Genomic DNA, 20492 nt, shown 5'->3' on the forward strand with positions numbered 1-20492 from the left:
AAAGCAAGCTGTGCCCGCAAAAAAAGACATGCATACTCCCGGCACTCGTGATATCAATCGGAGCGCATCGCGATGGCCGCAGTCCCGCCGAGGAGACGAGCGACCACATAGTTTGTGGGTCATGCCGCGATAATCGACTGCGCATAGCCTTCATCGGCGCGGCCAGTCACGCAGTGCACATGATGTAACTGGCGCGCCCCAACCCAGCTTGAGGCCATGGACAAACGAATGACGGACTCTCTTTTTGACCAAGAATACCCCCGCGTGCTGAGCATCGCGGGATCCGACAGCGGCGGCGGGGCCGGCATCCAGGCCGACCTCAAGACCTTCGCCGCGCTGGGCTGCTACGGCATGACGGCCATCACCGCGTTGACTGCCCAGAACACGCGCGGGGTGCGCGCCATCCATGGCGTCCCGCCCCAAATGCTGCGCGACCAGATAGATGCCGTCATCGAAGACATAGGCACGGACGCGGTGAAGATAGGCATGCTGCATGCGCCTGACATCGTGTTGACCGTGGCCGAGGCGATTGACCGCCACGCGCTGCCGAACGTGGTGCTGGACCCGGTCATGGTCGCGACCAGCGGCGCGGTGCTGATCGACAACCCGGCGATTGCCGTCCTGGTGCGCGAACTGTTCCCGCGCGCCGTCCTGGTCACGCCCAACCTCGACGAAGCCTCGCTGTTGGTCGGCCGGCCGCTGACGAACGAAGAGGCGATGCAGGCCGCCGCGCAGGAACTGCTGGCCAAAGGCGCGCGCGCCGTGCTGCTCAAAGGCGGGCACCTGCCCGGTGATGTGGTGAGCGACCTGCTGGCGACGCAAAGCGGCGACCTGCACTGGATGCGCGGGCCGCGCATTCCCAGTCCCAACACGCACGGCACCGGCTGCACGCTGTCGTCCGCGATTGCCGCGCATCTGGCACTCGGAAAGCCCCTGCTGGAGGCCGTGCAGCTGGCGCGCGACTTTGTGCGCGCGGCGATGGCGGCCGGCGCCAGAGTGCGCACAGGCGCGGGCAGCGGGCCGCTGAACCATGGCCACGCGCCCATCGCGATGCGGCTCAAGCCGCTGCGCTAACTCCCAGGGAGTTGGCGCGGGTGAATCGCGCCAAGGCAAAAGTCAATACCAGCGTCGGCAGTGCAGCGCCCCAGTCGGGCGCGAACTTCGCGCACAGGTGGTAGCAGGCAATGCCCAGCAGCCAGATCGCGACGGCACTGGTGTTCACCTTGCGCCCGGCCACCAGCGAGGCGATATTGGCCGTGCCGGCCAGCCGCGCCAGAATCACGCCATACAAAGGAACGAACACCGAACTGAGCATCAGCAAAAACGGCTCCAGGCTGTGCATGGGCAGCACCAGCGCCAGCGCGGTGCACAGCAGGGCCAAGCCCACGCCCCAGCGGCGCACGCTCCAGGCCGGCTTCAGGCTGTGGCCCGCCACCGAGCCCGAGTACAGGTCGCCGTAAGCGTTGTCGACCTCGTCGATCAAAATCAGTCCCAGCGCGACCAGCCCGCCCTGCGCCAGCAGCAGCGCCGCGACCAGGTCGGTGCTGGGTGTGGTGACGGCCACCAACACGCCCAGCGCGTAACACCAGATATTGGCGATGGCATAACCCAGCCAGGTGCCGCGCAGCGCGCTCTTGCCGTCACGCCCATGGCGCGCGAAATCCGCCACCAGCGGCAGCCACGAGACCGGCATCGCGATCACCAGGTCCAATGCGGAGAGCGTGCTCATGCCGCCTGTGCCGGGGCGGTTCCAGAGCGCGGCCAATCCTTGCGCATCGGCTTTGACGAGGAACTGCCAGCTCAGCCAGAACAATGAAGCGATGACCAGCGGCAAGCCATAGCGGCCTATGAATTTGCGCACCAGCTTGACCATGGAGCCCGACAGCAGCGCTAGCAGCACCGCGCCCCAGAGCAAGGTAGCCAGCAGAGGCCACAGGACTCCAGTAAAACCGCCGGACTGGCGTGCGATGGCCAGCGTGCCGTCGCGCATCACCACGAGCTCGAAAGTGGTCCAACCAATCAGCTGCACGATGTTGAGCAGCACCGGCAGGCGCGCGAAACTGCTGCCGTAGGCGGCATGCATCAGCCCGGCGCTCGAAAGCCCGCTGTCGCAGCCGATCTTGGCCGTCCAGGCCAGCAGGCCCGCGCCCAGGATGGAGCCGCAGACGATCACCGCCAGCGCCGTCTGTGTGCCCAGGGCCGGCACCAGGTAAGCGCCTATCTGCATGACCAGCAGGCCCACGCCCAGGCTGAGCCAGAGCGCGGCATGGTCGCTCCAGCCGAACAGACGCTCGCCCGCGGGCAATGGCGCGAGCGCGGTGTTGCCGGCGGCGGGCGTGGAAAGAGAAGGCGTGGTCATCAGCAGCTCCGATCAACAATGCGAGGTCGGCCTGCTTGAAGCCCGCGGGAACAGCGGGCGCCGGAACATGCTTCCCTGCGCGAGGATTACCTCAATCAGGTTCAAAGGGACTTTCTCAGCCGCCGCCGTCCGCGCTTGCGAACCACAGCAACACCCCCAGCGAAAGCGCCCTTGCGGGCACTGCGCAAATTGTAGGCGGATTCATTCCGGTGGTCTTGACTACGCCCGGCATGCCACGGCCGCGTGGACAATCAGGCCCATGCATTTTTGCCAACACATGCCATGGCCGCGGTGAAACGCCAGCCCCCGGTGCCGGGCCGGTTCCGCCCGCGCCTCACGCTGCAGACCCTTACGCGCGGCGACGGCTTGCTGGGCATGAAACCCGCCGGCCCCTTCGGCCCGCGCGGCGACAGTGTCACCGTCGCGCGCGTGGACTGGACCTATGCCACCGAAGGTGGCCTGCGCTGGGAAACGCCGGCTCCCAACACCGTGCTCAACAGCCGCGCCGCACCCCTCCAGGCGCTGGAAGACGCGCAGGGCAGGGAAGTGCTCATGCAGCGCGACCTGGCGGCCGAGGCCGAGGCGCTGGACAGCCTCTGGACACTGGGCCTTCATCCCGTGCCGGCCAGCAGCCTGCAATGGCGCAGCGATGACGCCGCCATCGGCCACGAGCACCTGTGGTCGCTGCTGCAGGAAGATTTTTTCGGTGATTTCTGGGCCGACCGGTTGCCCGCCCTGCAGGCCCAGGGCTGGGCCGTGGTGGTCCGTCCGGGCTTTGCGCACGAGAGTGTGCCGGTGGACGCCTGGCGCCTCATCGTCAGCCCGGACACCGGCGAGGTGCTGGGCAAGGAGGTGGCGGGGCCCCTGCGCGGCCGCGCGCCAGCCGTGACCGCGCTGGGCCTGCCGGCACGTGAAGGCTCATGGTTGCTGACGCTGGGCGTTGAGGTCGACGGCCAGACCCTGGACCTCGCGCCCATGCTGGCCGACCTGCTGCGGCGCGACCAGCGCTGGCTCAATGCCCGCCGGGTCTTTGCGATCGACGACGCGGCCGTGATCCTGCTGCGCGCGCCCGGCGGCAAGCGCATCGAGGCGCCGGCCGCCCTGCTCAAGGCCATTGTGGGCGCCATGCTGGATTTGCTGACCGACCCGCAACGCGGACACGGGGACGGGCCGCTGCGGCTGTCGCCCTGGGACGCCTGGCGCCTTGACTCATTGGACACCGGGGCCGGGCGCGCCGGCCTGCAGGGCGCCTGGCAGTGGCAGGGCGATGCCGGGCTGCGCACGCTGGCGCGGCAACTCAAACAAGCGGGTGAGCCGCAGTCCGTGCCGGCGCCGGAAGGCCTGGGTGTCAGCTTGCGGCCCTACCAGCTCGAGGGCCTGGCCTGGCTGCAATACCTGCGCGCCCAGCAACTGGGCGGCATCCTGGCCGACGACATGGGCCTGGGCAAGACCGCGCAAGCCCTGGCGCACCTGCTGCTCGAAAAGCAGGCCGGCCGCATGACGCAGCCCTCGCTGGTGGTGGTGCCCACCTCGCTGGTCTTCAACTGGCAGGCCGAGGCCGCCCGCATGGCACCCGGCTTGCGCCTGCTGGTCTTGCAGGGGCCGGCCCGGGACACCGCGTTTTTGCGCATGGCGGAACACGACGTGGTGCTGACGACCTATCCGCTGCTGTGGCGCGACGTGGATGCGTTGGAACGCCAGCGCTTTCACCTGCTGGTCCTCGACGAAGCCCAGTGGGTGAAGAATGCCGCCGGCCGCAGCGCGCGTGCGCTGCGCCGGCTGAACGCCCGCCACCGCCTGTGCCTGACGGGAACGCCGCTGGAAAACCACCTGGGCGAACTCTGGACGCAATTCGATTTCCTGATGCCCGGCTTCCTGGGCGATGCCCGCAGCTTCGCGCGCCAGTGGCGCAAGCCTATAGAGACCAACGGTGAAACGCTGCGCGCCCAGTTGCTGGCCCAGCGCGTGCGCCCCTTCATCCTGCGCCGGCGCAAGGAAGACGTAGCCGCCGAACTGCCCCCGCGCACCGAAGTCGTCAAGCGCGTGCAGTTGCAGGGCCGCCAGCGCGAGCTGTACGAGAGCGTGCGGGCGGCGGCAGACATCCAGGTGCGCCGCGTCCTGGCGCGCAACAGCTTTGCCGGCGGGCAGATCACCATCCTGGATGCGCTGCTCAAGCTGCGCCAGGTCTGCTGCGACCCCTACCTGCTCAAGGGCGTGAAGCCCGTCAGGACCATGACGCGCGCCAAGCTCGAACTGCTGCGGGGCATGCTGCCCGAACTGGTCGCGGAAGGCCGGCGCGTGCTGGTGTTTTCGCAGTTCACCGGCATGCTGTCGCTGATTGAGGCCGAACTCGACGCGCTGCAATTGCCATGGCTTTCGCTGACGGGCGACACCTCGCCGCAAAAGCGCGGTGCGCTGGTCCGCAAATTCCAGGCGAAGGCCGTGCCCATCCTGCTGGTCAGCCTGAAGGCCGGCGGTGTCGGGCTCAACCTCACCGCGGCGGACACCGTGATCCATGTGGACCCCTGGTGGAACCCCGCGGTTGAGGCGCAGGCCACGGCGCGCGCCCATCGCCTCGGCCAGGACCAGCCGGTGTTTGTCTACAAACTTGTGGTGGAAGGCAGCATTGAGGAGCGCATGCTGGAACTGCAGGCGCGCAAGGCGGCCCTCGCCGAAGGGGTGCTGGGCAGCGACGGCGAGGGGGCCGGCAAGTTCACGCCCGAAGACTTGCAGGCTTTGCTGGCGCCGCTCGATCCGGCCGGTGCCGTGCCGCCGGCCTGACGGCAAAAAGCCCGCGCGAGGCGGGCTTTCGGGCGGGAGCCTTAAAACGGCTCAGTCGTCGAACACCGGAGACTCCACGCCCAGCACCTTGTGCAATTTGGGGCTGGTCGTGGTGTATTGCAGGTGGATCTTTTTGTCCGGGAAGATGAAGGGCGCGGCACCGAAGGCCGCCAGTGCGCACTCGTGAAAGCCGCTGAGGATCAGTTTTTTCTTGCCGGGATAGGTGTTGATGTCGCCCACCGCGAAGATGCCGGGAATGTTGGTGGAGAACTTCTCGGTGTCCACCTGGATCTGCTTGCGCTCGATGTCCAGGCCCCAGCCGGCGATGGGCCCAAGCTTGGGCGACAGGCCGAAGAACACCAGCAGCACGTCCAGCGGCACCACGCGCGTGACACCATCCGAGCCGGTGACTTTGGCCCCAGTCAGGCGGCCTTCTTTCTCTTCGTAGCCGGTGACCTGGCCCACGATGAACTGCATCTCATAGGCCTCGCACAACTCGCGCATTTTGGCGACACTGGCGGGCGCGGCCTGGAAGCCGTCGCGGCGGTGGATCAGGATCACGCTTTCGGCCTTGTTTGGGCCTTCGGCGGCGAAATTCAGGGCCCAGTCGAGCGCGGAATCGCCGCCGCCCACGACCACCAGGTTTTTGCCGGCAAAGTCAGCCGGGTTCTTGACGCGGTAAAACAGCTGGCTGTCGTCAAACTGCTCCAGGCCGTCGACGCGCAGCAGCTTGGGCTGGAAGGCGCCCACACCCGCCGCGATAAAAATGGTTTTGGTCAGGAAGCGCGTGCCCTTGGAGGTTTCCACAAAAAAGCGGCCGTCCTGCTGCTTTTCGACCACGCTCACTTCCTGGCCGAAATGAAAAGTTGCGCCGAAGGGCTCGATCTGCCGGAGCAGGTTGTCGGTCAGTTCCCTGCCTGTGCACATGGGGACGGCGGGAATGTCGTAAATCGGCTTGTCGGGGTAGAGCTCTATGCACTGGCCGCCTGGGTAGGCCAGCGAATCGATCACGTGGGCCTTGATCTCCAGCAGGCCCAGTTCGAACACCTGGAACAGGCCCACCGGCCCGGCGCCCACGATGACCGCATCGGTTTCGATGGGGCCGTCGTGCTGCGCTGCGGTGTTGATCACTTCTTGGTTCAGTTGGGGTTCCATGGTTCCTGGGGCGCCTGGCGAAGCGCATGGCGGCCCCGGAGGGGGCCTGGGCTGGCTTAGCGGACCAGTTCGGACAGTTTGCCCGTCTTGTCTTTCCATTCCTCAGCGTCCGGCAGGGCGTCCTTGCGCTTGGTAATGCTTTTCCAGCCCTCGGCGCGGCTCAATTCGACATTGAGCTTGATGAAGGCGAGCTGGTCGGCCGGAACGTCTTCCTCGGCATAGATGGCATTGACCGGGCATTCGGGAATGCAGACCGCGCAGTCTATGCATTCATCCGGATCGATCACCAGCATGTTGGGGCCTTCACGGAAGCAGTCCACCGGGCAGACGTCCACACAGTCGGTGTATTTGCAGCGGATGCACGATTCGGAGACGATGTGAGTCATGTTTTTCTAGGCTAGTCGGTGGAAACCCTTGATTTTAAGAGGTTTCCGCCAACAGGGTTATCAAAGACGCGAAGCGCCGGGCGCCCCGCATGAAGGCTGGCTCAAATGACCAGCGCGGCGCCCGAGGTCCTGTGCGAGGCGGTATCCACCAGCACCAGCGAGCCCAGGATGCGCGAACGCGCGTAGGGCAGGGTGGCCAGCGGCTCCTGCAGGCTCAGTTCGATGTGGCCAATGGCATTGGGCGGCAGCTCGCTGGCGTCTTCCTCGGCCAGGGTGTTCACGTCGAGCTTGTGCACGATGCGCTTGACCTTGGCCTTGACCCAGCGGTGGCCGTGCAGCGTCCAGTAGACGCGCCCTGCCACCAGCGGCTCGTCGTCCATCCAGGCCACGGTGGCCGAGATTTCGCGCGAGGGCTCGAAAGTGTCCACGGCCAGCAGCCAGTCGCCGCGCGACACGTCGACTTCGCGGTCCAGCACGATGCCCGCGCTATGGCCGGCCAGGATGGTCCTGGGCTCGCGGGTATGGTCCAGCACCTGGGCCACCACCGCCGTCTTGCCGCTGGGCAGTATGGTCACGCTCTGGCCCGGCTGCACGCCGCCGGTGGCGACGCGCCCCCAGAAGACGCGGCGGCCTTGCGAGGTGTCGGACGAGGACGAGAACTTCTCGACCCACTGCACCGGGAATGAAAAGGCTTCGGTGCTCTCGGCGCTCGTGGCGGGCAGGTGCTCCAGCAGCTGCAGCAGCGACAGGCCTTCATAGCCGCACCAGCCGGGTTTGGCGTCGACCACGTTGTAGCCCTTGAGGGCCGACACCGGCACCGTCGCCTTCACCGGGATGCGCGCGGCCTGGGCGAAAGCCGCCAGCGCTGCGGCGATGTTCTTGAAGGCCAGCACCGGGTCTTCCACCGCATCGAGCTTGTTCACCGCGAACACGATGGACGGTACGCGCAGCAGGTTGACCAGCAGTGAATGGCGGCGAGTTTGCTGCAGCAGCTCGAGCGCGGGGTTTTTCCAGTCGAGCTTGGTGGCGTCGACCAGCACCACGGCGGCGTCGGCGCTGGAGGCGGCCGTCACCATGTTGCGGGTGTACTGCTCATGGCCGGGTGCGTCGCCGATGATGAACTTGCGGCTTTCAGTGGCGAAGTAGCGGTAGGCCACGTCGATGGTGATGCCTTGCTCGCGTTCGGCCGACAGGCCGTCGGTCAGCAGGGCCAGGTCGGTCTCGCCGCCGCGCTGCACGCCGGCCAGGTGGTCTTGCAGCACCGCGCGGCTGTCCACCAGCAGGCGGCCGATCAGCGTGCTCTTGCCGTCGTCGACCGAACCGCAGGTGATGAATTTCAGTGCCGGCTTCAGGTCGTTCTGGCCGGGAACCGTTGCGAGCTTGGTGTCGCCGGCGATCAAATCAGTCGTGCTCATCAAAAGTACCCGTCTTTCTTGCGCTTTTCCATCGAAGCGTCGGAGGTCTTGTCGTCCATGCGTGTGGCGCCGCGCTCGCTGACGTCGGCGGCCAGCGTCTCGATCACGATCTCGGCGGCCGTGGCGGCCGGGCTGTCGACCGGGCAGGTGCAGGTGATGTCGCCGACGGTGCGAAAGCGCACGGTCTTTTCGACCACCTGCTCGCCGTCGCGGGCTGGCGTGAGCTCGGTCACCGGCACCAGCAAGCCCTTGCGCTCGACCACCTTGCGCTGGTGCGCGTAATAGAGCGACGGCAGGGCAATCTTTTCGCGTTCGATGTATTGCCACACATCGAGTTCGGTCCAGTTGGAGATCGGGAACACCCGGAAATGCTCGCCGGGCTGCAGCCGCGTGTTGAACAGCGTCCAGAGCTCCGGGCGCTGGGCCTTGGGCTGCCACTGGCCGAAGCTGTCGCGGTGCGAAAAGATGCGTTCCTTGGCACGGGCTTTTTCCTCGTCGCGGCGCGCGCCGCCGATCAGCGCGTCAAACCGGAATTCGTCAATCGCCTCGAGAAGCGTGACCGACTGGTGCACATTGCGCGACTCACCCGGGTGGGCCAGGCGCACGGTGCCGCGTTTCATGGAGTCCTCGACGTTGCGCACGATCAGCTCGGCGCCCAGTTCTTTCGCGCGCAGGTCACGGAAGTCGGTCACTTCGTGGAAGTTGTGGCCGGTGTCTATCATCAGCAGCGGGTAGGGGATGCGGCCCACGCCGAAGGCTTTTTCGGCGCACTTGAGCATCACCAGCGAGTCCTTGCCGCCCGAAAACAGCAGGGCCGGGCGCTCAAAGGCGGCGGCCACTTCGCGCAGGATAAAGATGGTTTCTTCTTCCAGCGCATCGAGGTGGGAGTTGGACAGCCGCGCGATGGAGGTCGCCGGGTCGGCTGGCAGCAGGTGGGAGGGTGTGCGGGCGTTCATAGGTCAGTCAGTGCGCAAGGTGCAGGCCGCATTCGCGGTTGTCTTCGCCCTTGGTAGGGTCCACATAGTCGAAGTTGTTGGGCAGGCCGTTGATTTCACAGTACTGGTAAAGGTCCTTGGACGACCAGTGCAGCAGCGGCGCGACCTTGATCAGGCCGTCGGGGTTGACGCTGACCGGGTCCATCTGGGCGCGTACCGCGGTGTCGGTGGCGCGCAGGGCCGTGAACCAGACCTGGGGCGCGGTTTCACGCAGGGCGCGGGCAAAGGGCTCGAGTTTCACTTCTTCCGTGAAGGCCGCATGGCGTGGATCGTCCAGCGCCGGGGTCAGGCCTTCCACGGCTTCGCGGTGCGCACGGGAGCGGCGCGGCAGGTAAATATGCAGATCCAGCTTGAGCAGCTTCGTCACTTCGTCGGCGAAGCGGTAGGTGGCCTCGGTGTTGTAGCCGTTGTCCATCCACACCACGGGAACGCGGGGATTGGCGCGCGTCACCATGTGCAGTATCACCGCCTCGAAGGGGCGGAAATTGGTGGTGACGATGGCGGGCCGGCCCAGTCCCACGGCCCAGCCCACCAGGCCCTGCGCGTTGTGGCCGAGTTCTGCGTTGATTTTTGCAAGGTCGAGGCTCATGGTGTTCAGGCGGTAGCCGCTTCCTTGAAGTGGGGTTGCACGTCGACCGCATCGCCCTGGTATTTGCCCGCGCTGTAACCGGGGTAGCTGGCCAGCACACGCTTCGCGATGGCCATGTCCTGGTCGGCGCGCAGCACCGCGGTGTCAAAGCCGCTGCGCTCCATTTGCGCCAGCTGGTCCACCAGCACGTCACCGGTGGCGCGGATTTCACCTTTGAACTCGCGGCGGCGGCGCAGCAGGAAAGCCTGGCTGTAGGCGCGGCCGTCGGTGAACTTCGGGAAATGCAGGTCGATACGCGCGATGCCGTCCAAGGAGACTTCAAAGGGATCGCTATCGTTGGCAAGCACCAGCACGCCGGCCTGGTCGGCGCCATGGTGTTCGGCGAAAGGCAGTAGTTTCATCGTGGCTCCTTTCAGTGCGCAACGGTGTTGGGGGCAAAGCGCGCGGCCTTGGCGGCGGCCTTGTACGGTTCGATGCCGACGCGGCGGAAGGTGGCGATGAATGTTTCACCGTCCTCGCGCAGCTGGCGGTAGGTATCCAGCACCGCCTCAATGACTTCGGGCACTTCGGCGCCCGTGAACGAGGGGCCTACGACCTTGCCGGCCACCGAGGCGCCGCTCAGCGTGGAGCCGTCGGAGCCGCCCAGCGAAACCTGGTACCACTCCAGGCCGTCCTTGTCGACGCCCAGGATGCCGATGTGGCCGCTGTGGTGGTGGCCGCAGGAGTTGATGCAGCCGCTGATGTGCAGGTCGATCTCGCCCAGGTCGTGCAGCTCGTCCATGTCCTGGTAGCGCTCGGTGATGGCCTCGGCGATGGGGATGGAGCGCGCATTGGCCAGCGAGCAGAAATCGCCGCCGGGGCAGGCGATCATGTCGGTCAGCAGGTGGATGTTCGGTTTGGCAAAGCCGGCCTTGCGGGCGGCGCGCCAGAGCTCGGGCAGCTCGTCGCAGCGCACCCAGGGCAGCAGCAGGTTCTGGTCGTGCGTGACGCGCACCTCGCCGGCGCTGAACTGGTCGGCCAGGTCGGCGGCGATGTCGAGCTGGTCGGCCGTCGCGTCGCCGGGGGCCTGGCCCAGGCGCTTGAAGGACAGCGTCACGGCGCGCAGGTCGGGGTTCTGGTGCGGCGCCACGTTGCGCTGCAGCCAGCGGCCGAATTCAATATCGTCCTCGGCGGCGGCGCGCAGGATGTTGGCGATCTTGGCGTCGGCGCTCTTGCGGTCGCAGTTGAGCGTGGGCGGCACGAAGGAGGCCGTCACGCGGTCGAGTTCTTCCTGCGTGATGGTGTGCGGCGCGCCGTCGTGCTCGAGGATCTGCTTGTACTCGGCCTCGACGTCGTCGATGTAGCGCTGGCCCTCGGCCTTCACCAGGATCTTGATGCGGGCCTTGTAGATGTTGTCGCGGCGGCCGTAGCGGTTGTACACGCGCACCACGGCTTCCAGGTAATTCATGATCTGGTTCCAGGGCAGGAACTCGCGGATCACCGTGCCGATGACCGGCGTGCGGCCCATGCCCCCGCCTACCAGCACCTTGAAGCCCAGCTCGCCCTCGGCGTTGCGCACCAGGTGCAGGCCCACGTCATGCCAGGCCGTGGCGGCGCGGTCTTCGCGGGCGCCGCTGATGGCGATCTTGAACTTGCGCGGCAGGAAGGCGAACTCGGGGTGCAGCGTGCTCCACTGGCGCAGAATTTCGCCGAAGGGGCGCGGGTCGGCGATCTCGTCGACGGCAATGCCGGCGCGCTCGTCGCTGGTGATGTTGCGTATGCAGTTGCCGCTGGTCTGGATGCCATGCATGTTGACGCTGGCCAGCAGGTCCATCACATCGGCCGACTTGTCCAGTGGGATCCAGTTGTACTGCACGTTCTGGCGCGTCGTGAAGTGGGCGTAGCCGGTCGTCAGCTTGGAGCTGACCGACAGGCCGCTTTTAAGGTTGACGGGGCCGAGCTGGTCCTGCTTGGCCTGGGCTTCGTTGAACAGCGCGGCGTTGGGCTGGTCGTATTCACGGGCGATTTTGGCCAGCACGCGCACCTGCGCGCTGGAGAGTTCACCGTAGGGCACGGCCACGCGCAGCATGGGCGCGTAGCGCTGCACATACCAGCCGTTTTGCAGGCGTAGCGGGCGGAACTCGTCTTCGGGCAGCCTGCCGGCCTGCCAGCGGCTCAGCTGGTCGCGGTATTGGTTGGCGCGGGCCTGGACGAACTCTCGGTCAAATTCTGTGTATTGGTACATGGCTGTCGGGATTCAAACGTGGGATTTTTATTGGGGAAAATAGTTTCAGGCTGCCCGGATCAAAGTCAGATCGAGATCAGCTTCACGCCGGCATAGGCCAGCAGCACCGAGAGCAGCGAGCGGATCACGCGGTCAGGCGTCTTGTGCACCAGGTGCGAGCCCAGCCAGATGCCGGGCAGGGAGCCGGCCAGCAGCTTGATCAGCAGCGACCAGTCGACCGAACCGATGGAAGCGTGGCCCAGGCCTGCCACCAGCGTCAGCGGCACCGCGTGGGCGATGTCGGCCGCTACGATGCGCGGCAGGGGCAGGGTGGGGTAAAGCAGCATCAGCACGATCACGCCGATGGCGCCCGCGCCGACCGAGGTCAGCGTGACCAGCGTGCCGATGACTGCGCCGAACAGCAGCGGCAGCGACCAGTGGCGCGCGCGCGTGGCTTGGTCTATCTGTTCAGGGGCGATGGTGGTGGGAGCGGTCTTGCCGCGCAAAACCTTGTAGAAAGTGGCGCCGGCCGTCAGCAGAAGGGCCAGGCCCAGCGTGGTGGTCATGATTGCCTGGGTAGCTGGATTGGCCGGCCCCAGGCGCTGCAACATATAGAGAGTGGCCAGCGAGGCCGGGATGCTGCCTGCGGCGGTCTGGCCGACGATTTTCCAGTCGACCACCCTGGCGCGCGCCAGGCTCACCGTGCCGCCCATCTTGGTGAAGGCGGCGAACAGCAGGTCGGTGCCTATGGCCAGGTGCGGTTTGATGCCAAAAAAGAAGATCAGCAGCGGCGTCATCAGCGAGCCGCCGCCCACCCCGGTCAGGCCCACCACCAAACCTACGGCAAAGCCGGCAAATACGAAGGCAAATTCATGCATGCCGGAAAATGTAAGTGCGCCGCTTATAAAAACAAACTACACATTTGTTCTGCCGTTATCTGGATAAGCTTATTCGCGAGAATTCATGCGGGTTTCCTGTGAATTTGAGGCGTGGGCGGCTTAAAGGAAGTCCACAATCGCGCATCCAGCACCCCGGTATTCACAATGCACTGGTACAGTCCCTGCTTTTCCCGGCTGGCCGCCCCCGTATCCGTATGCGCCGGCTCGACGGATGGCATCGCTCACTTTTTGGAGAAAACCGTGAAATTTGCGAAATCTGCCCTGCTGGGCGGTTTGTTCCTGGCTTTTACGGCCACCCTGGCGCTGGCGCAGGGTGGCTCGAAAGCGCCCATCAAGATAGGCGAGATCAACAGCTATTCGACCATCCCCCAGTTCACCCAGCCTTACCGCCAGGGCTGGCAGCTTGCCGTGGAAGAGATCAACGTCACCGGCGGCCTGCTGGGCCGCAAGGTCGAGGTGATTGCCCGCGACGATGCCGGCAAGCCCGAAGAGGCCCTGCGCCACGCGATTGAGCTGACCTCCAAGGAAAAGGTCGACGTGCTGGCCGGCGGCTTTTTGTCCAATGTCGGCCTGGCGCTGGCCGACCATGCCCAGAAGAACAAAAAGGTGTTCATCGCCAGCGAGCCGCTGACCGATGCCCTGATCTGGGACAAAGGCAACCGCTACACCTTCCGCCTGCGCCCCGGTACTTATATGCAGGCCGCCATGCTGGTCGAAGAGGCCGCCAAGCTGCCGGCCAAACGCTGGGCCGTGATCGCCCCCAATTACGAATACGGCACCAGCGCCGTCGCGGCCTTCAAGGAACTGCTCAAGGCAAAACGCCCCGACGTGGAATTCGTCGGCGAGCAGTGGCCCGCGCTCGGCAAGCTGGACGCCGGCACCACGCTGCAGGCCATCATGCAGACAAAGCCCGATGCCATCTTCAATGTGACTTTCGGCGCCGACCTGGCCAAGCTGGTGCGCGAAGGCAACCAGCGCGGCATCTTCCCGAAAACTCCTGTGGTGTCGCTGCTGTCGGGCGAGCCCGAGTACCTGGACGTGCTCAAGGACGAGACGCCCAAGGGCTGGATCGTGACCGGCTACCCCTGGGACCAGATCGACTCGCGTGAGCATGCCAGCTTTGCCGCCAACTACTACCGCCGCTTCAGCGAATACCCCAAGGTCGGTTCGGTGGTGGGTTACGCCACCATGCAGGCGATTTTTGCCGCCATCAAGAAAGCCAACTCCACCGACAACGAGAAGCTGGTGACGGCGCTGCGCGGCCTGAAGTTCTCCACTCCCTTCGGTCCGGCCGAATTCCGCGCCATCGACCACCAGTCCACCATGGGCGCCTATGTCGGCAAACTGGACCTGCGCGGCAACAAGGGCACCATGGTGCAGTGGCGTTACGCCGACGGCAAGGCCTATTTGCCTAATGACGCCTATGTCAAGGCCCGCCGTCCGGCCGAAGCCATGAAGTGACCTTTTGGCAACGCGCACGCCAATTTCAGGGGAATCATGAAAAGCGGCGTGCCGAATCCCCGCATAATCAGGCCCAATGACGAATACGGGTGGTGAGGCTGTCAAGCGGATTTTTGTAAAAGTGTTTGGGTTTGATGACGTCGAGCGTCACGCCCTGAACACGGTGTTTCGCCTTTCCGAAACCAGGCCCACGGCTTACGCCTTGTGGACCGCCGCGGCGCCTGAAGAGGCCGGCATGGCCCTGATAGACGGCGACAGCTGGGAAGCCACGCTGGAGCTGGCCAACCCCGCCCACGACGAGCTCAAACTGATCTGGATAGGCGACAACGCACCGGCCCGAGCCAGCCTGGTGGTCAAGCGCCCGCTGCAATGGGCGGCCGTGATCGAAGGCCTGGACATATTGCTTGCGGCCGATTCGTCGCAAACCCCCGGGGCCGACCTCGACCTGGACCTGCTGTCCGAGTCCACCGCGCTGCTGGACCTGGATCTCGACTTTGACTCCGAAGCTCCCACCGCGCCGTCGCCGCTGGAAGGGCCTCCGACCGAGCCGCCGGAACAGGCCCAGGTGCTGGTGGTCGACGCCGACCGCGATGCGCGCCTGTATCTGCGGGCCCGGCTGGCCATGGCCGGTATGCTGCTCGTCGACGAGGCCGCCACCGGCACCGAAGCGCTCAAGCTCATGGATACGCGCCTGTACAAACTCGTCATCCTTGACATGGACCTGCCCGACATGGAACGCTGGGAGATGGTCAAGCGCGTGGCAGCCACGCAGCCGCCCGTGGAATTCCTGATCCTGACCGGCAACAGCCTGTCGCCGCTCGATGCGGTGCGCGGCTGGTTTGCCGGCGCGCGCGGCAGCCTCAGCAAACCCCTGCATCCCGGCAAACTCAAATACCTGCTGCGCAGCGCTCGCTAGGCATTAACTGGCGTGCACGCGCTGCGGCGCCAGCGCATCGGCCAGGCGCTGCTCCATCGGCAAAGGCTCCGCCTGCAGCTTCGCGGCCAGCAACTCTCCGCACAGCGCGGCAAAGGTCAGCCCGCGCGATCCCATGCCGCTGCAGACCCACAAGCCCGGCGCCAGTGGCCCCAGTGCGGGCAGGCGGCTGGGTGTGGCGCAGCGCACGCCGGCCCAGCTCTGGACCTGTCCAGCCTCAAACTGCGAGGCCAGCGCCTGGGCCGCTCGCGGCAGCAGGGCCTGCAGCCGGCTGAAGTTGTGCTGGTCGTCCTCGGGCCGCGTTTCGGGCCTGGCGTTGTCGCGCTCAAAGCTGGAGCCCATGACCCAGGCCAGGCCGCCGGCTTCACTTGGCAGCGGTACGGCGGGCGCCAGGCTGCCGTGGCCGTTCACCGGAAAGGCGGGCATGGCACCGGCCGTGCCGGGCTCGTGACGGCCCCAACTGACCTGGCCGCGTATGGCTTGCAGCGCGAGCTCGCCGGCCCCCCCATCGGTGTCAGCGGCCAGCGCCCGGCTCGCAAACCCGGCTGCCAGCACGACCAGCTCGGCGCGGGCAAGTTCCCGTCCCTGCGCATCCAGAACTTGCCACTGGCCTGCGGCATGGCTCAGGCGGCTCACCGTTGAGCGGCCCTGCGATTGCACACCCGGGACGGCCAGCCAAGCGTCGACCAGCGCGGCCGGGCGTACCCAGCCGGCCCGCGCATGCCACAGCGCGGGTGCGTCTGCCGGGAGGCCGCACTGCGCCAGCTGCGCCGCGTCGGCCGGCCGTGACCAATCGCCGGCGGCATCGGCCCACTCCGCCTGCCAGGCCTCGGGCCGTTTGCGTGGGTGCTCCACTTCATGCTCGAGTACGCCGGTGCGGCCCCAATCGCCGGCCGGCAGCTCGGCTTCCGCTTGCTGCAGCGTGGCGCGAATGCCGTGGCGCGACAGGCGCGAGAGCGGGTTGTCGTCGGGCGAGACGTGCGGCGCCAGCAGCCCGGCGGGCAGGCCGGATGCACCGGCGGCCGGTTCTTCGGCCGCATCGAGCACCAGCACCTGCCAGCCCCGGCGCGCCAGGCTGGCCGCCACAGCCGCGCCGGCCAAGCCCGCGCCTATCACCACGCAGCTTGAGGGCGTCTGCCGCTGGGGAGAGGGCTGTGCCTTTTTGGGTTCCCAGGCCGGGTTGAATTCGCCCCGCAGGTTGTCGCGCTTGGGCGGTATGCCCGGCACCTTCTTCACCACAAAACCGCATTGCGCCAGCGCGTCGCGCACGCTGCGCGCAATCGTCCAGGTCGCGATGCGCGTGCCGCGCCGGCAGCAGCGCGCCACCGCCTTGAAGGTGTGCAGGTCCCAGATGTCGGGGTTGCGCTGCGGGCTGAAGCCGTCCAGGTAGACCGAATCGGCCTCAAACGACTGTTCGCGCAGCATGGCCTTGGCGTCGCCTATGCACAGCGTCAGCAAGACTCGGCCGCCTTCAAACACCAGGCGGTGAAAGCCCGGCAACAGGCCCCAGAGCTGGGTCTGCAACTGTTCGGCGAAGGGGACCAGTTCAGGATGCGTCTGCGCGCTGCGCAGCACGTCGGCCGCGCTGGCCGGGAAGGCCTCGGTCGAGACGAAATGCAGCAGGCGGGGGCGGTCCGGGTCGGCCTTCCAGGCGGCCCAGGTCACGAGGAAGTTCAGGCCCAGGCCGAAGCCGGTTTCCAGCACCGTCCATTGCGGCTGGCCACTCCAGGCTTCAGGCAGGCCGCAGCCTTTGAGGAAGACCTCGCGGGCCTGGTCCAGCCCGCCCAGTTCGCTGCGGTAGCGGTCGCCGAAGCGCGGGCTGAAGGGGCTGCCGCCGGCTGTGCCGTCGTCCAGCCACTCAATGCGCTCGGGCATGCCGCCGGATCAGGGGGCGGGGGTAGGGGGGACGTAGCCTTGTACTGCGTCGGCGCCGTCGCCAAAGAAGTGCTTTTCCATCTGGCGCGCCAGGTATTGGCGGGCGCGGGCGTCGGCCAGGTTCAGGCGGTTTTCATTGACCAGCATGGTTTGCTGCTTCATCCATTCCGCCCAGGCTTCCTTGCTGACTTCTTCCCAGAGGCGTTTGCCCAAGGGACCGGGGTAGGGGGGAAAGTCCAGGCCTTCGGCTTCTTTACCGAGCTTGATGCATTTGACGAGGCGTGCCATGGCGAGAGTTCTTTCGTGTATCGGGGGAATTTAAGAGGAGTCTAAGGATGTTTACAGAATAAAGAACTGAGTTTTTATTCGTTCCGGTTTTCAAGTGCTGCTTCCAGAATCCATTTTGTTCGCATTTACCTGCATTTTTCTGGAAAAGAGAGCAACCATGACTTCACGCCGCAACTTTATCAATGTTTCCACCCGAACCGCCGCCGCCTTGGGTTTGGGTTTGACGCTGGCAGGGTCACTGCTGACGGCCCAGGCCCAGCAGCCGCCCAAGCCACCCGTCACGCTGCTCAATGTCTCTTACGACCCGACCCGCGAGTTTTACGTCGAATACAACGCCGCCTTCAGCAAATACTGGAAGGCCAAGACCGGCCAGGACGTGACCATCAAGCAGTCGCACGGCGGCTCCGGCAAGCAGGCGCGCTCCATCATTGACGGCCTGGACGCCGACGTCGCCACGCTGGCCCTGGCCGGCGACACCGACGCGCTGGTCAAAAACGGCGGCTGGCTGGCGGCCGACTGGCAAAAGAAGCTGCCGCACAATTCCTCGCCCTACACCTCCACCATCGTGCTGGCCGTCCGCCAGGGCAATCCCAAGGGCATCAAGGACTGGGACGACCTGATCAAGCCCGGCATCAACGTGATCACACCCAACCCCAAGACCTCGGGCGGCGCCCGCTGGAACTACCTGGCCGCCTGGGAATTCGCCAAACGCAAATACGGCAGCGACGCCAAGGCCAAGGAATTTGTCGCCAAGCTCTACGGCAATGTTTCGGTGCTCGACACCGGCGCCCGCGGCTCCACCATCACCTTTGCCCAGCGCGCCCAGGGCGACGTGCTGATCGCCTGGGAGAACGAGGCCTACCTGCTCGAGAAAGAATTCGGCGCCAAGTTCGACGTGGTCGCACCCTCGCTGAGCATCCTGGCCGAGCCCGCCGTCGCCGTGGTCGACAAGAACGTGGACAAAAAGGGCACGCGCGCCGTCGCTGAGGAATACCTCAAGTACCTGTATTCCGAAGAAGGCCAGGACATCGCCGGCAAGAACTTCTACCGCCCGGCCGTCTCGCAAAAAGCCATTGCCAAGTACGCCAAGCAGTTTCCCAAGCTGAACCTGTTCACCATTGACCAGGCCTTCGGCGGCTGGACCAAGGCGGATAAAGAGCACTTTGCCGACGGCGGCTCTTTCGACCAGATCTATACCAGGAAGTAACCCCCCGAAGCGGCCTCTGGCCGCCTCCCCCCAGGGGGCGCCCGCTGCGGCCCGGCAAAGCCGGTTCCGCGCCGGCACTGGTTGGGAAGACCTCGCATATCTCGCTTGGCCGCTAAGGCAGATCAGGAAGAACTCTAAAAATGTCCGCACAACAATCCATCCTGCTGATTGCCGGCAGCCCATCCGAGCAGTCGCGCTCGTCGGCGCTGCTTGATTCAGTTAGCCACAGGCTGGCCTTGCGCGGCGGCCTGGTGGTCGAGCGCCTCAACATCCGCGAACTGCCGGCACAGGCGCTGCTGCTGGCCGAATGGGGTCATCCGGCCATCGTCAAGGCGATTGAGCAGATCGCCAGGGCGCGCGCCGTCGTCGTGGCCACGCCGGTCTACAAGGCGGCTTACAGCGGCCTGCTCAAGGTGCTGCTCGACCTGCTGCCGCAGACCGCGCTGAAAGAAAAAACCGTGCTGCCGCTGGCCACCGGCGGCAGCCCGCACCACATGCTGGCGCTTGACTATGCGCTGCGCCCGGTGCTGCAGGCACTGGCGGCGCGCCACATCCTGCCCGGTGTGTACGCCACCGATTCACAGGTGCCGCAGTCGGCCGACAAGCGCTACGAGGTCGGTCCCGACATCGCCGTGCGGCTGGACGACGCGGTGTTGACCCTGCTGGCCGAAAGCTTTCGCCTGCCGGCCACGGCCGGTTTTGAGCCGGTGCATTTTTCCCGGGTGCGATGTAGCGTCTGATGCCGCACCGGGGCTTGCGGGCTGATGGATAGCCTGCAGCCCCGAATCCCAAGACGCAGATTTTTAAACCGCCTCGCAGGCGGCCGGGGAGAGGCTTTGCCCCTCGCCGCCGCGCATCCGGAAAAGACACCCTTGAAAAGGACATGAATATGAGCATTACTTCCGACTACGCATCGAACATTGAGCCCAGTGTTTCACCCGGCATTCCGGATCAACGAACGCCCAAGGCACGCGCCTGGCTCGACTTCACGCTGAGCCTGTTGCTGGCCGCGCTGCTCGCGGGTGTCATCACCTTGCTGAGCCTGCCCGTGGCCCATGCACAAGAGAAAGTCGAACTGCGCATCGGCTACCAGAAGGCCGCGAGCCTGTTTGTGCTGCAAAAAGCCCAGGGCACGCTCGAAAAACGCTTGCTGCCGCTGAACGCCAGCGTCAAGTGGGTAGAGTTCCCGGCCGGCCCGCAGCTGCTCGAAGGCCTGAACCTGGGCTCGGTCGACGTCGGTTATGTGGGCGAAGCGCCGCCCATCTTCGCCCAGGCCGCCGGCGCCAAATTCGCCTACATAGGCTACGACCCGGCCGCGCCCGAGGCCGAAGCCATCGTCGTGCCCAAGGACTCGGCCATCAAATCGGTAGCCGAGCTCAAAGGCAAAAAAGTCGCCCTCAACAAGGGCAGCAACGTCCACTACCTGCTGGTCAAGCTGCTCGAGAAAAACCAGCTCAAGCTCAGCGACATCCAGCCCGTCTACCTGCCGCCCGCCGATGCGCGCGCCGCCTTCGAAAGCAAAAGCGTGGACGCCTGGGTGATCTGGGACCCCTTCACCGCCGCCGCCGAAAAAGCCATAGGCGCACGCGTGCTGGCCGACGGCAAAGGCGTGGTCAACAATTACCAGTACTACCTGGCCGAGCGCAACTTCGTCGCCAAAAACCCCAAGGTCATCCAGGCCCTGTTTGACGACTCGGTGGAACGCGGCGCCTGGCTCAAGGCCAACCTCAAGAAGGCTGCCGAACTGATCGCGCCGCTGCAAGGCCTGCCGGTCGACGTGGTCGAGCTCAGCCTCAAGCGCTATGAGTTCAAGGTCCAACCCGTGCCCGCCAGCGTGATCGCCGACCAGCAAAAACTCGCCGACACCTTCTTCGAACTCAAGCTGATCCCCAAGGCCATCGCCGTCAGCGACGCCGCCTACAAACCGGCGCCGTGAAACAAAGAC

Annotated in this window: 18 protein-coding genes; 7 read left to right on the forward strand and 11 right to left on the reverse strand. The window is 65.7% G+C overall.

Annotated elements, in window-relative coordinates:
- Window positions 1-228: 228 nt before the first annotated feature.
- On the forward strand, window positions 229-1074 hold the full coding sequence (gene thiD, locus AC1D0O_RS00610; protein WP_477651617.1) for a bifunctional hydroxymethylpyrimidine kinase/phosphomethylpyrimidine kinase: 846 nt from the start codon (window positions 229-231) through the stop codon (window positions 1072-1074).
- Here the strand turns inward: thiD and AC1D0O_RS00615 are convergent.
- A complete protein-coding gene (locus tag AC1D0O_RS00615; RefSeq protein ID WP_477651618.1) occupies window positions 1058-2359 on the reverse strand; it encodes a purine-cytosine permease family protein in 1302 nt (433 codons plus the stop codon). The two genes, thiD and AC1D0O_RS00615, sit on opposite strands and share 17 nt — an antisense overlap.
- Window positions 2360-2641: 282 nt before the next feature.
- On the opposite strand from AC1D0O_RS00615, the gene AC1D0O_RS00620 reads away from it, so the two are divergent.
- Complete coding sequence (locus tag AC1D0O_RS00620) at window positions 2642-5140, forward strand: DEAD/DEAH box helicase (RefSeq protein ID WP_477651619.1); 2499 nt, start codon at window positions 2642-2644, stop codon at window positions 5138-5140.
- A gap of 51 nt (window positions 5141-5191) precedes the next feature.
- Here AC1D0O_RS00620 and AC1D0O_RS00625 read toward each other — a convergent pair whose 3' ends face one another.
- From AC1D0O_RS00625 to AC1D0O_RS00660, 8 genes are all read right to left on the reverse strand, one after another.
- Entirely contained in the window at window positions 5192-6295 is a 1104-nt protein-coding gene (locus tag AC1D0O_RS00625) for an NAD(P)/FAD-dependent oxidoreductase (protein WP_477651620.1), read from the reverse strand.
- A gap of 56 nt (window positions 6296-6351) precedes the next feature.
- Window positions 6352-6681: a ferredoxin FdxA gene (fdxA, locus tag AC1D0O_RS00630; protein ID WP_477651621.1), complete on the reverse strand. Its 330-nt coding sequence runs from the start codon at window positions 6679-6681 to the stop codon at window positions 6352-6354.
- Window positions 6682-6782: 101 nt separating this feature from the next.
- Window positions 6783-8096: a sulfate adenylyltransferase subunit 1 gene (locus AC1D0O_RS00635; protein WP_477651622.1), complete on the reverse strand. Its 1314-nt coding sequence runs from the start codon at window positions 8094-8096 to the stop codon at window positions 6783-6785.
- Entirely contained in the window at window positions 8096-9052 is a 957-nt protein-coding gene (cysD, locus tag AC1D0O_RS00640) for a sulfate adenylyltransferase subunit CysD (RefSeq protein ID WP_477651623.1), read from the reverse strand. The genes AC1D0O_RS00635 and cysD overlap by 1 nt, the downstream gene beginning before the upstream one ends.
- A gap of 7 nt (window positions 9053-9059) precedes the next feature.
- On the reverse strand, window positions 9060-9680 hold the full coding sequence (locus AC1D0O_RS00645; RefSeq protein WP_477651624.1) for a phosphoadenosine phosphosulfate reductase domain-containing protein: 621 nt from the start codon (window positions 9678-9680) through the stop codon (window positions 9060-9062).
- 5 nt (window positions 9681-9685) lie between these two features.
- Entirely contained in the window at window positions 9686-10081 is a 396-nt protein-coding gene (locus tag AC1D0O_RS00650; RefSeq protein WP_477651625.1) for a DUF934 domain-containing protein, read from the reverse strand.
- Between the two features lie 11 nt (window positions 10082-10092).
- The gene (locus AC1D0O_RS00655) at window positions 10093-11904 is read right to left on the reverse strand and encodes a nitrite/sulfite reductase (protein ID WP_477651626.1); all 1812 of its coding nucleotides are present in this window, start codon (window positions 11902-11904) and stop codon (window positions 10093-10095) included.
- A 65-nt stretch (window positions 11905-11969) separates the two neighbouring features.
- The gene (locus AC1D0O_RS00660) at window positions 11970-12761 is read right to left on the reverse strand and encodes a sulfite exporter TauE/SafE family protein (protein WP_477651627.1); all 792 of its coding nucleotides are present in this window, start codon (window positions 12759-12761) and stop codon (window positions 11970-11972) included.
- Window positions 12762-13022: 261 nt separating this feature from the next.
- Between AC1D0O_RS00660 and AC1D0O_RS00665 the strand changes: the two genes are divergently transcribed.
- Window positions 13023-14243, forward strand: a complete 1221-nt coding sequence (locus tag AC1D0O_RS00665) for an ABC transporter substrate-binding protein (RefSeq protein WP_477651628.1) — start codon at window positions 13023-13025, stop codon at window positions 14241-14243.
- A gap of 121 nt (window positions 14244-14364) precedes the next feature.
- The gene (locus AC1D0O_RS00670) at window positions 14365-15159 is read left to right on the forward strand and encodes a response regulator (RefSeq protein ID WP_477651629.1); all 795 of its coding nucleotides are present in this window, start codon (window positions 14365-14367) and stop codon (window positions 15157-15159) included.
- Between the two features lie 3 nt (window positions 15160-15162).
- Here AC1D0O_RS00670 and mnmC read toward each other — a convergent pair whose 3' ends face one another.
- Together mnmC and AC1D0O_RS00680 are read right to left on the reverse strand one after the other, a co-directional pair.
- Window positions 15163-17052, reverse strand: a complete 1890-nt coding sequence (gene mnmC, locus AC1D0O_RS00675; RefSeq protein ID WP_477651630.1) for a bifunctional tRNA (5-methylaminomethyl-2-thiouridine)(34)-methyltransferase MnmC2/FAD-dependent 5-carboxymethylaminomethyl-2-thiouridine(34) oxidoreductase MnmC1 — start codon at window positions 17050-17052, stop codon at window positions 15163-15165.
- Between the two features lie 9 nt (window positions 17053-17061).
- The gene (locus AC1D0O_RS00680) at window positions 17062-17340 is read right to left on the reverse strand and encodes an oxidative damage protection protein (RefSeq protein ID WP_436154848.1); all 279 of its coding nucleotides are present in this window, start codon (window positions 17338-17340) and stop codon (window positions 17062-17064) included.
- Window positions 17341-17497: 157 nt separating this feature from the next.
- Here AC1D0O_RS00680 and AC1D0O_RS00685 point away from each other — a divergent pair, with 157 nt between their 5' ends.
- The 3 genes from AC1D0O_RS00685 (at window position 17498) to AC1D0O_RS00695 (ending at window position 20483) form a co-directional block, all read left to right on the forward strand.
- On the forward strand, window positions 17498-18547 hold the full coding sequence (locus tag AC1D0O_RS00685) for a sulfate ABC transporter substrate-binding protein (protein ID WP_477651631.1): 1050 nt from the start codon (window positions 17498-17500) through the stop codon (window positions 18545-18547).
- 140 nt (window positions 18548-18687) lie between these two features.
- On the forward strand, window positions 18688-19287 hold the full coding sequence (gene ssuE / locus AC1D0O_RS00690; protein ID WP_477651632.1) for an NADPH-dependent FMN reductase: 600 nt from the start codon (window positions 18688-18690) through the stop codon (window positions 19285-19287).
- 143 nt (window positions 19288-19430) lie between these two features.
- Window positions 19431-20483: a sulfonate ABC transporter substrate-binding protein gene (locus tag AC1D0O_RS00695; protein WP_477651633.1), complete on the forward strand. Its 1053-nt coding sequence runs from the start codon at window positions 19431-19433 to the stop codon at window positions 20481-20483.
- The last annotated feature ends 9 nt before the right edge of the window (window positions 20484-20492 follow it).

The organism is Polaromonas sp. P1_F2 (assembly GCF_056405735.1).

Bases quoted from the DNA above. Each gene is read 5' to 3' on its own strand.
- thiD (WP_477651617.1), top strand. From the start codon at position 229: ATGACGGACTCTCTTTTTGACCAAGAATACCCCCGCGTGCTGAGCATC.
- AC1D0O_RS00615 (WP_477651618.1), bottom strand. From the start codon at position 2,359: ATGACCACGCCTTCTCTTTCCACGCCCGCCGCCGGCAACACCGCGCTC.
- AC1D0O_RS00620 (WP_477651619.1), top strand. From the start codon at position 2,642: ATGGCCGCGGTGAAACGCCAGCCCCCGGTGCCGGGCCGGTTCCGCCCG.
- AC1D0O_RS00625 (WP_477651620.1), bottom strand. From the start codon at position 6,295: ATGGAACCCCAACTGAACCAAGAAGTGATCAACACCGCAGCGCAGCAC.
- fdxA (WP_477651621.1), bottom strand. From the start codon at position 6,681: ATGACTCACATCGTCTCCGAATCGTGCATCCGCTGCAAATACACCGAC.
- AC1D0O_RS00635 (WP_477651622.1), bottom strand. From the start codon at position 8,096: ATGAGCACGACTGATTTGATCGCCGGCGACACCAAGCTCGCAACGGTT.
- cysD (WP_477651623.1), bottom strand. From the start codon at position 9,052: ATGAACGCCCGCACACCCTCCCACCTGCTGCCAGCCGACCCGGCGACC.
- AC1D0O_RS00645 (WP_477651624.1), bottom strand. From the start codon at position 9,680: ATGAGCCTCGACCTTGCAAAAATCAACGCAGAACTCGGCCACAACGCG.
- AC1D0O_RS00650 (WP_477651625.1), bottom strand. From the start codon at position 10,081: ATGAAACTACTGCCTTTCGCCGAACACCATGGCGCCGACCAGGCCGGC.
- AC1D0O_RS00655 (WP_477651626.1), bottom strand. From the start codon at position 11,904: ATGTACCAATACACAGAATTTGACCGAGAGTTCGTCCAGGCCCGCGCC.
- AC1D0O_RS00660 (WP_477651627.1), bottom strand. From the start codon at position 12,761: ATGCATGAATTTGCCTTCGTATTTGCCGGCTTTGCCGTAGGTTTGGTG.
- mnmC (WP_477651630.1), bottom strand. From the start codon at position 17,052: ATGCCCGAGCGCATTGAGTGGCTGGACGACGGCACAGCCGGCGGCAGC.
- AC1D0O_RS00680 (WP_436154848.1), bottom strand. From the start codon at position 17,340: ATGGCACGCCTCGTCAAATGCATCAAGCTCGGTAAAGAAGCCGAAGGC.
- AC1D0O_RS00685 (WP_477651631.1), top strand. From the start codon at position 17,498: ATGACTTCACGCCGCAACTTTATCAATGTTTCCACCCGAACCGCCGCC.
- ssuE (WP_477651632.1), top strand. From the start codon at position 18,688: ATGTCCGCACAACAATCCATCCTGCTGATTGCCGGCAGCCCATCCGAG.
- AC1D0O_RS00695 (WP_477651633.1), top strand. From the start codon at position 19,431: ATGAATATGAGCATTACTTCCGACTACGCATCGAACATTGAGCCCAGT.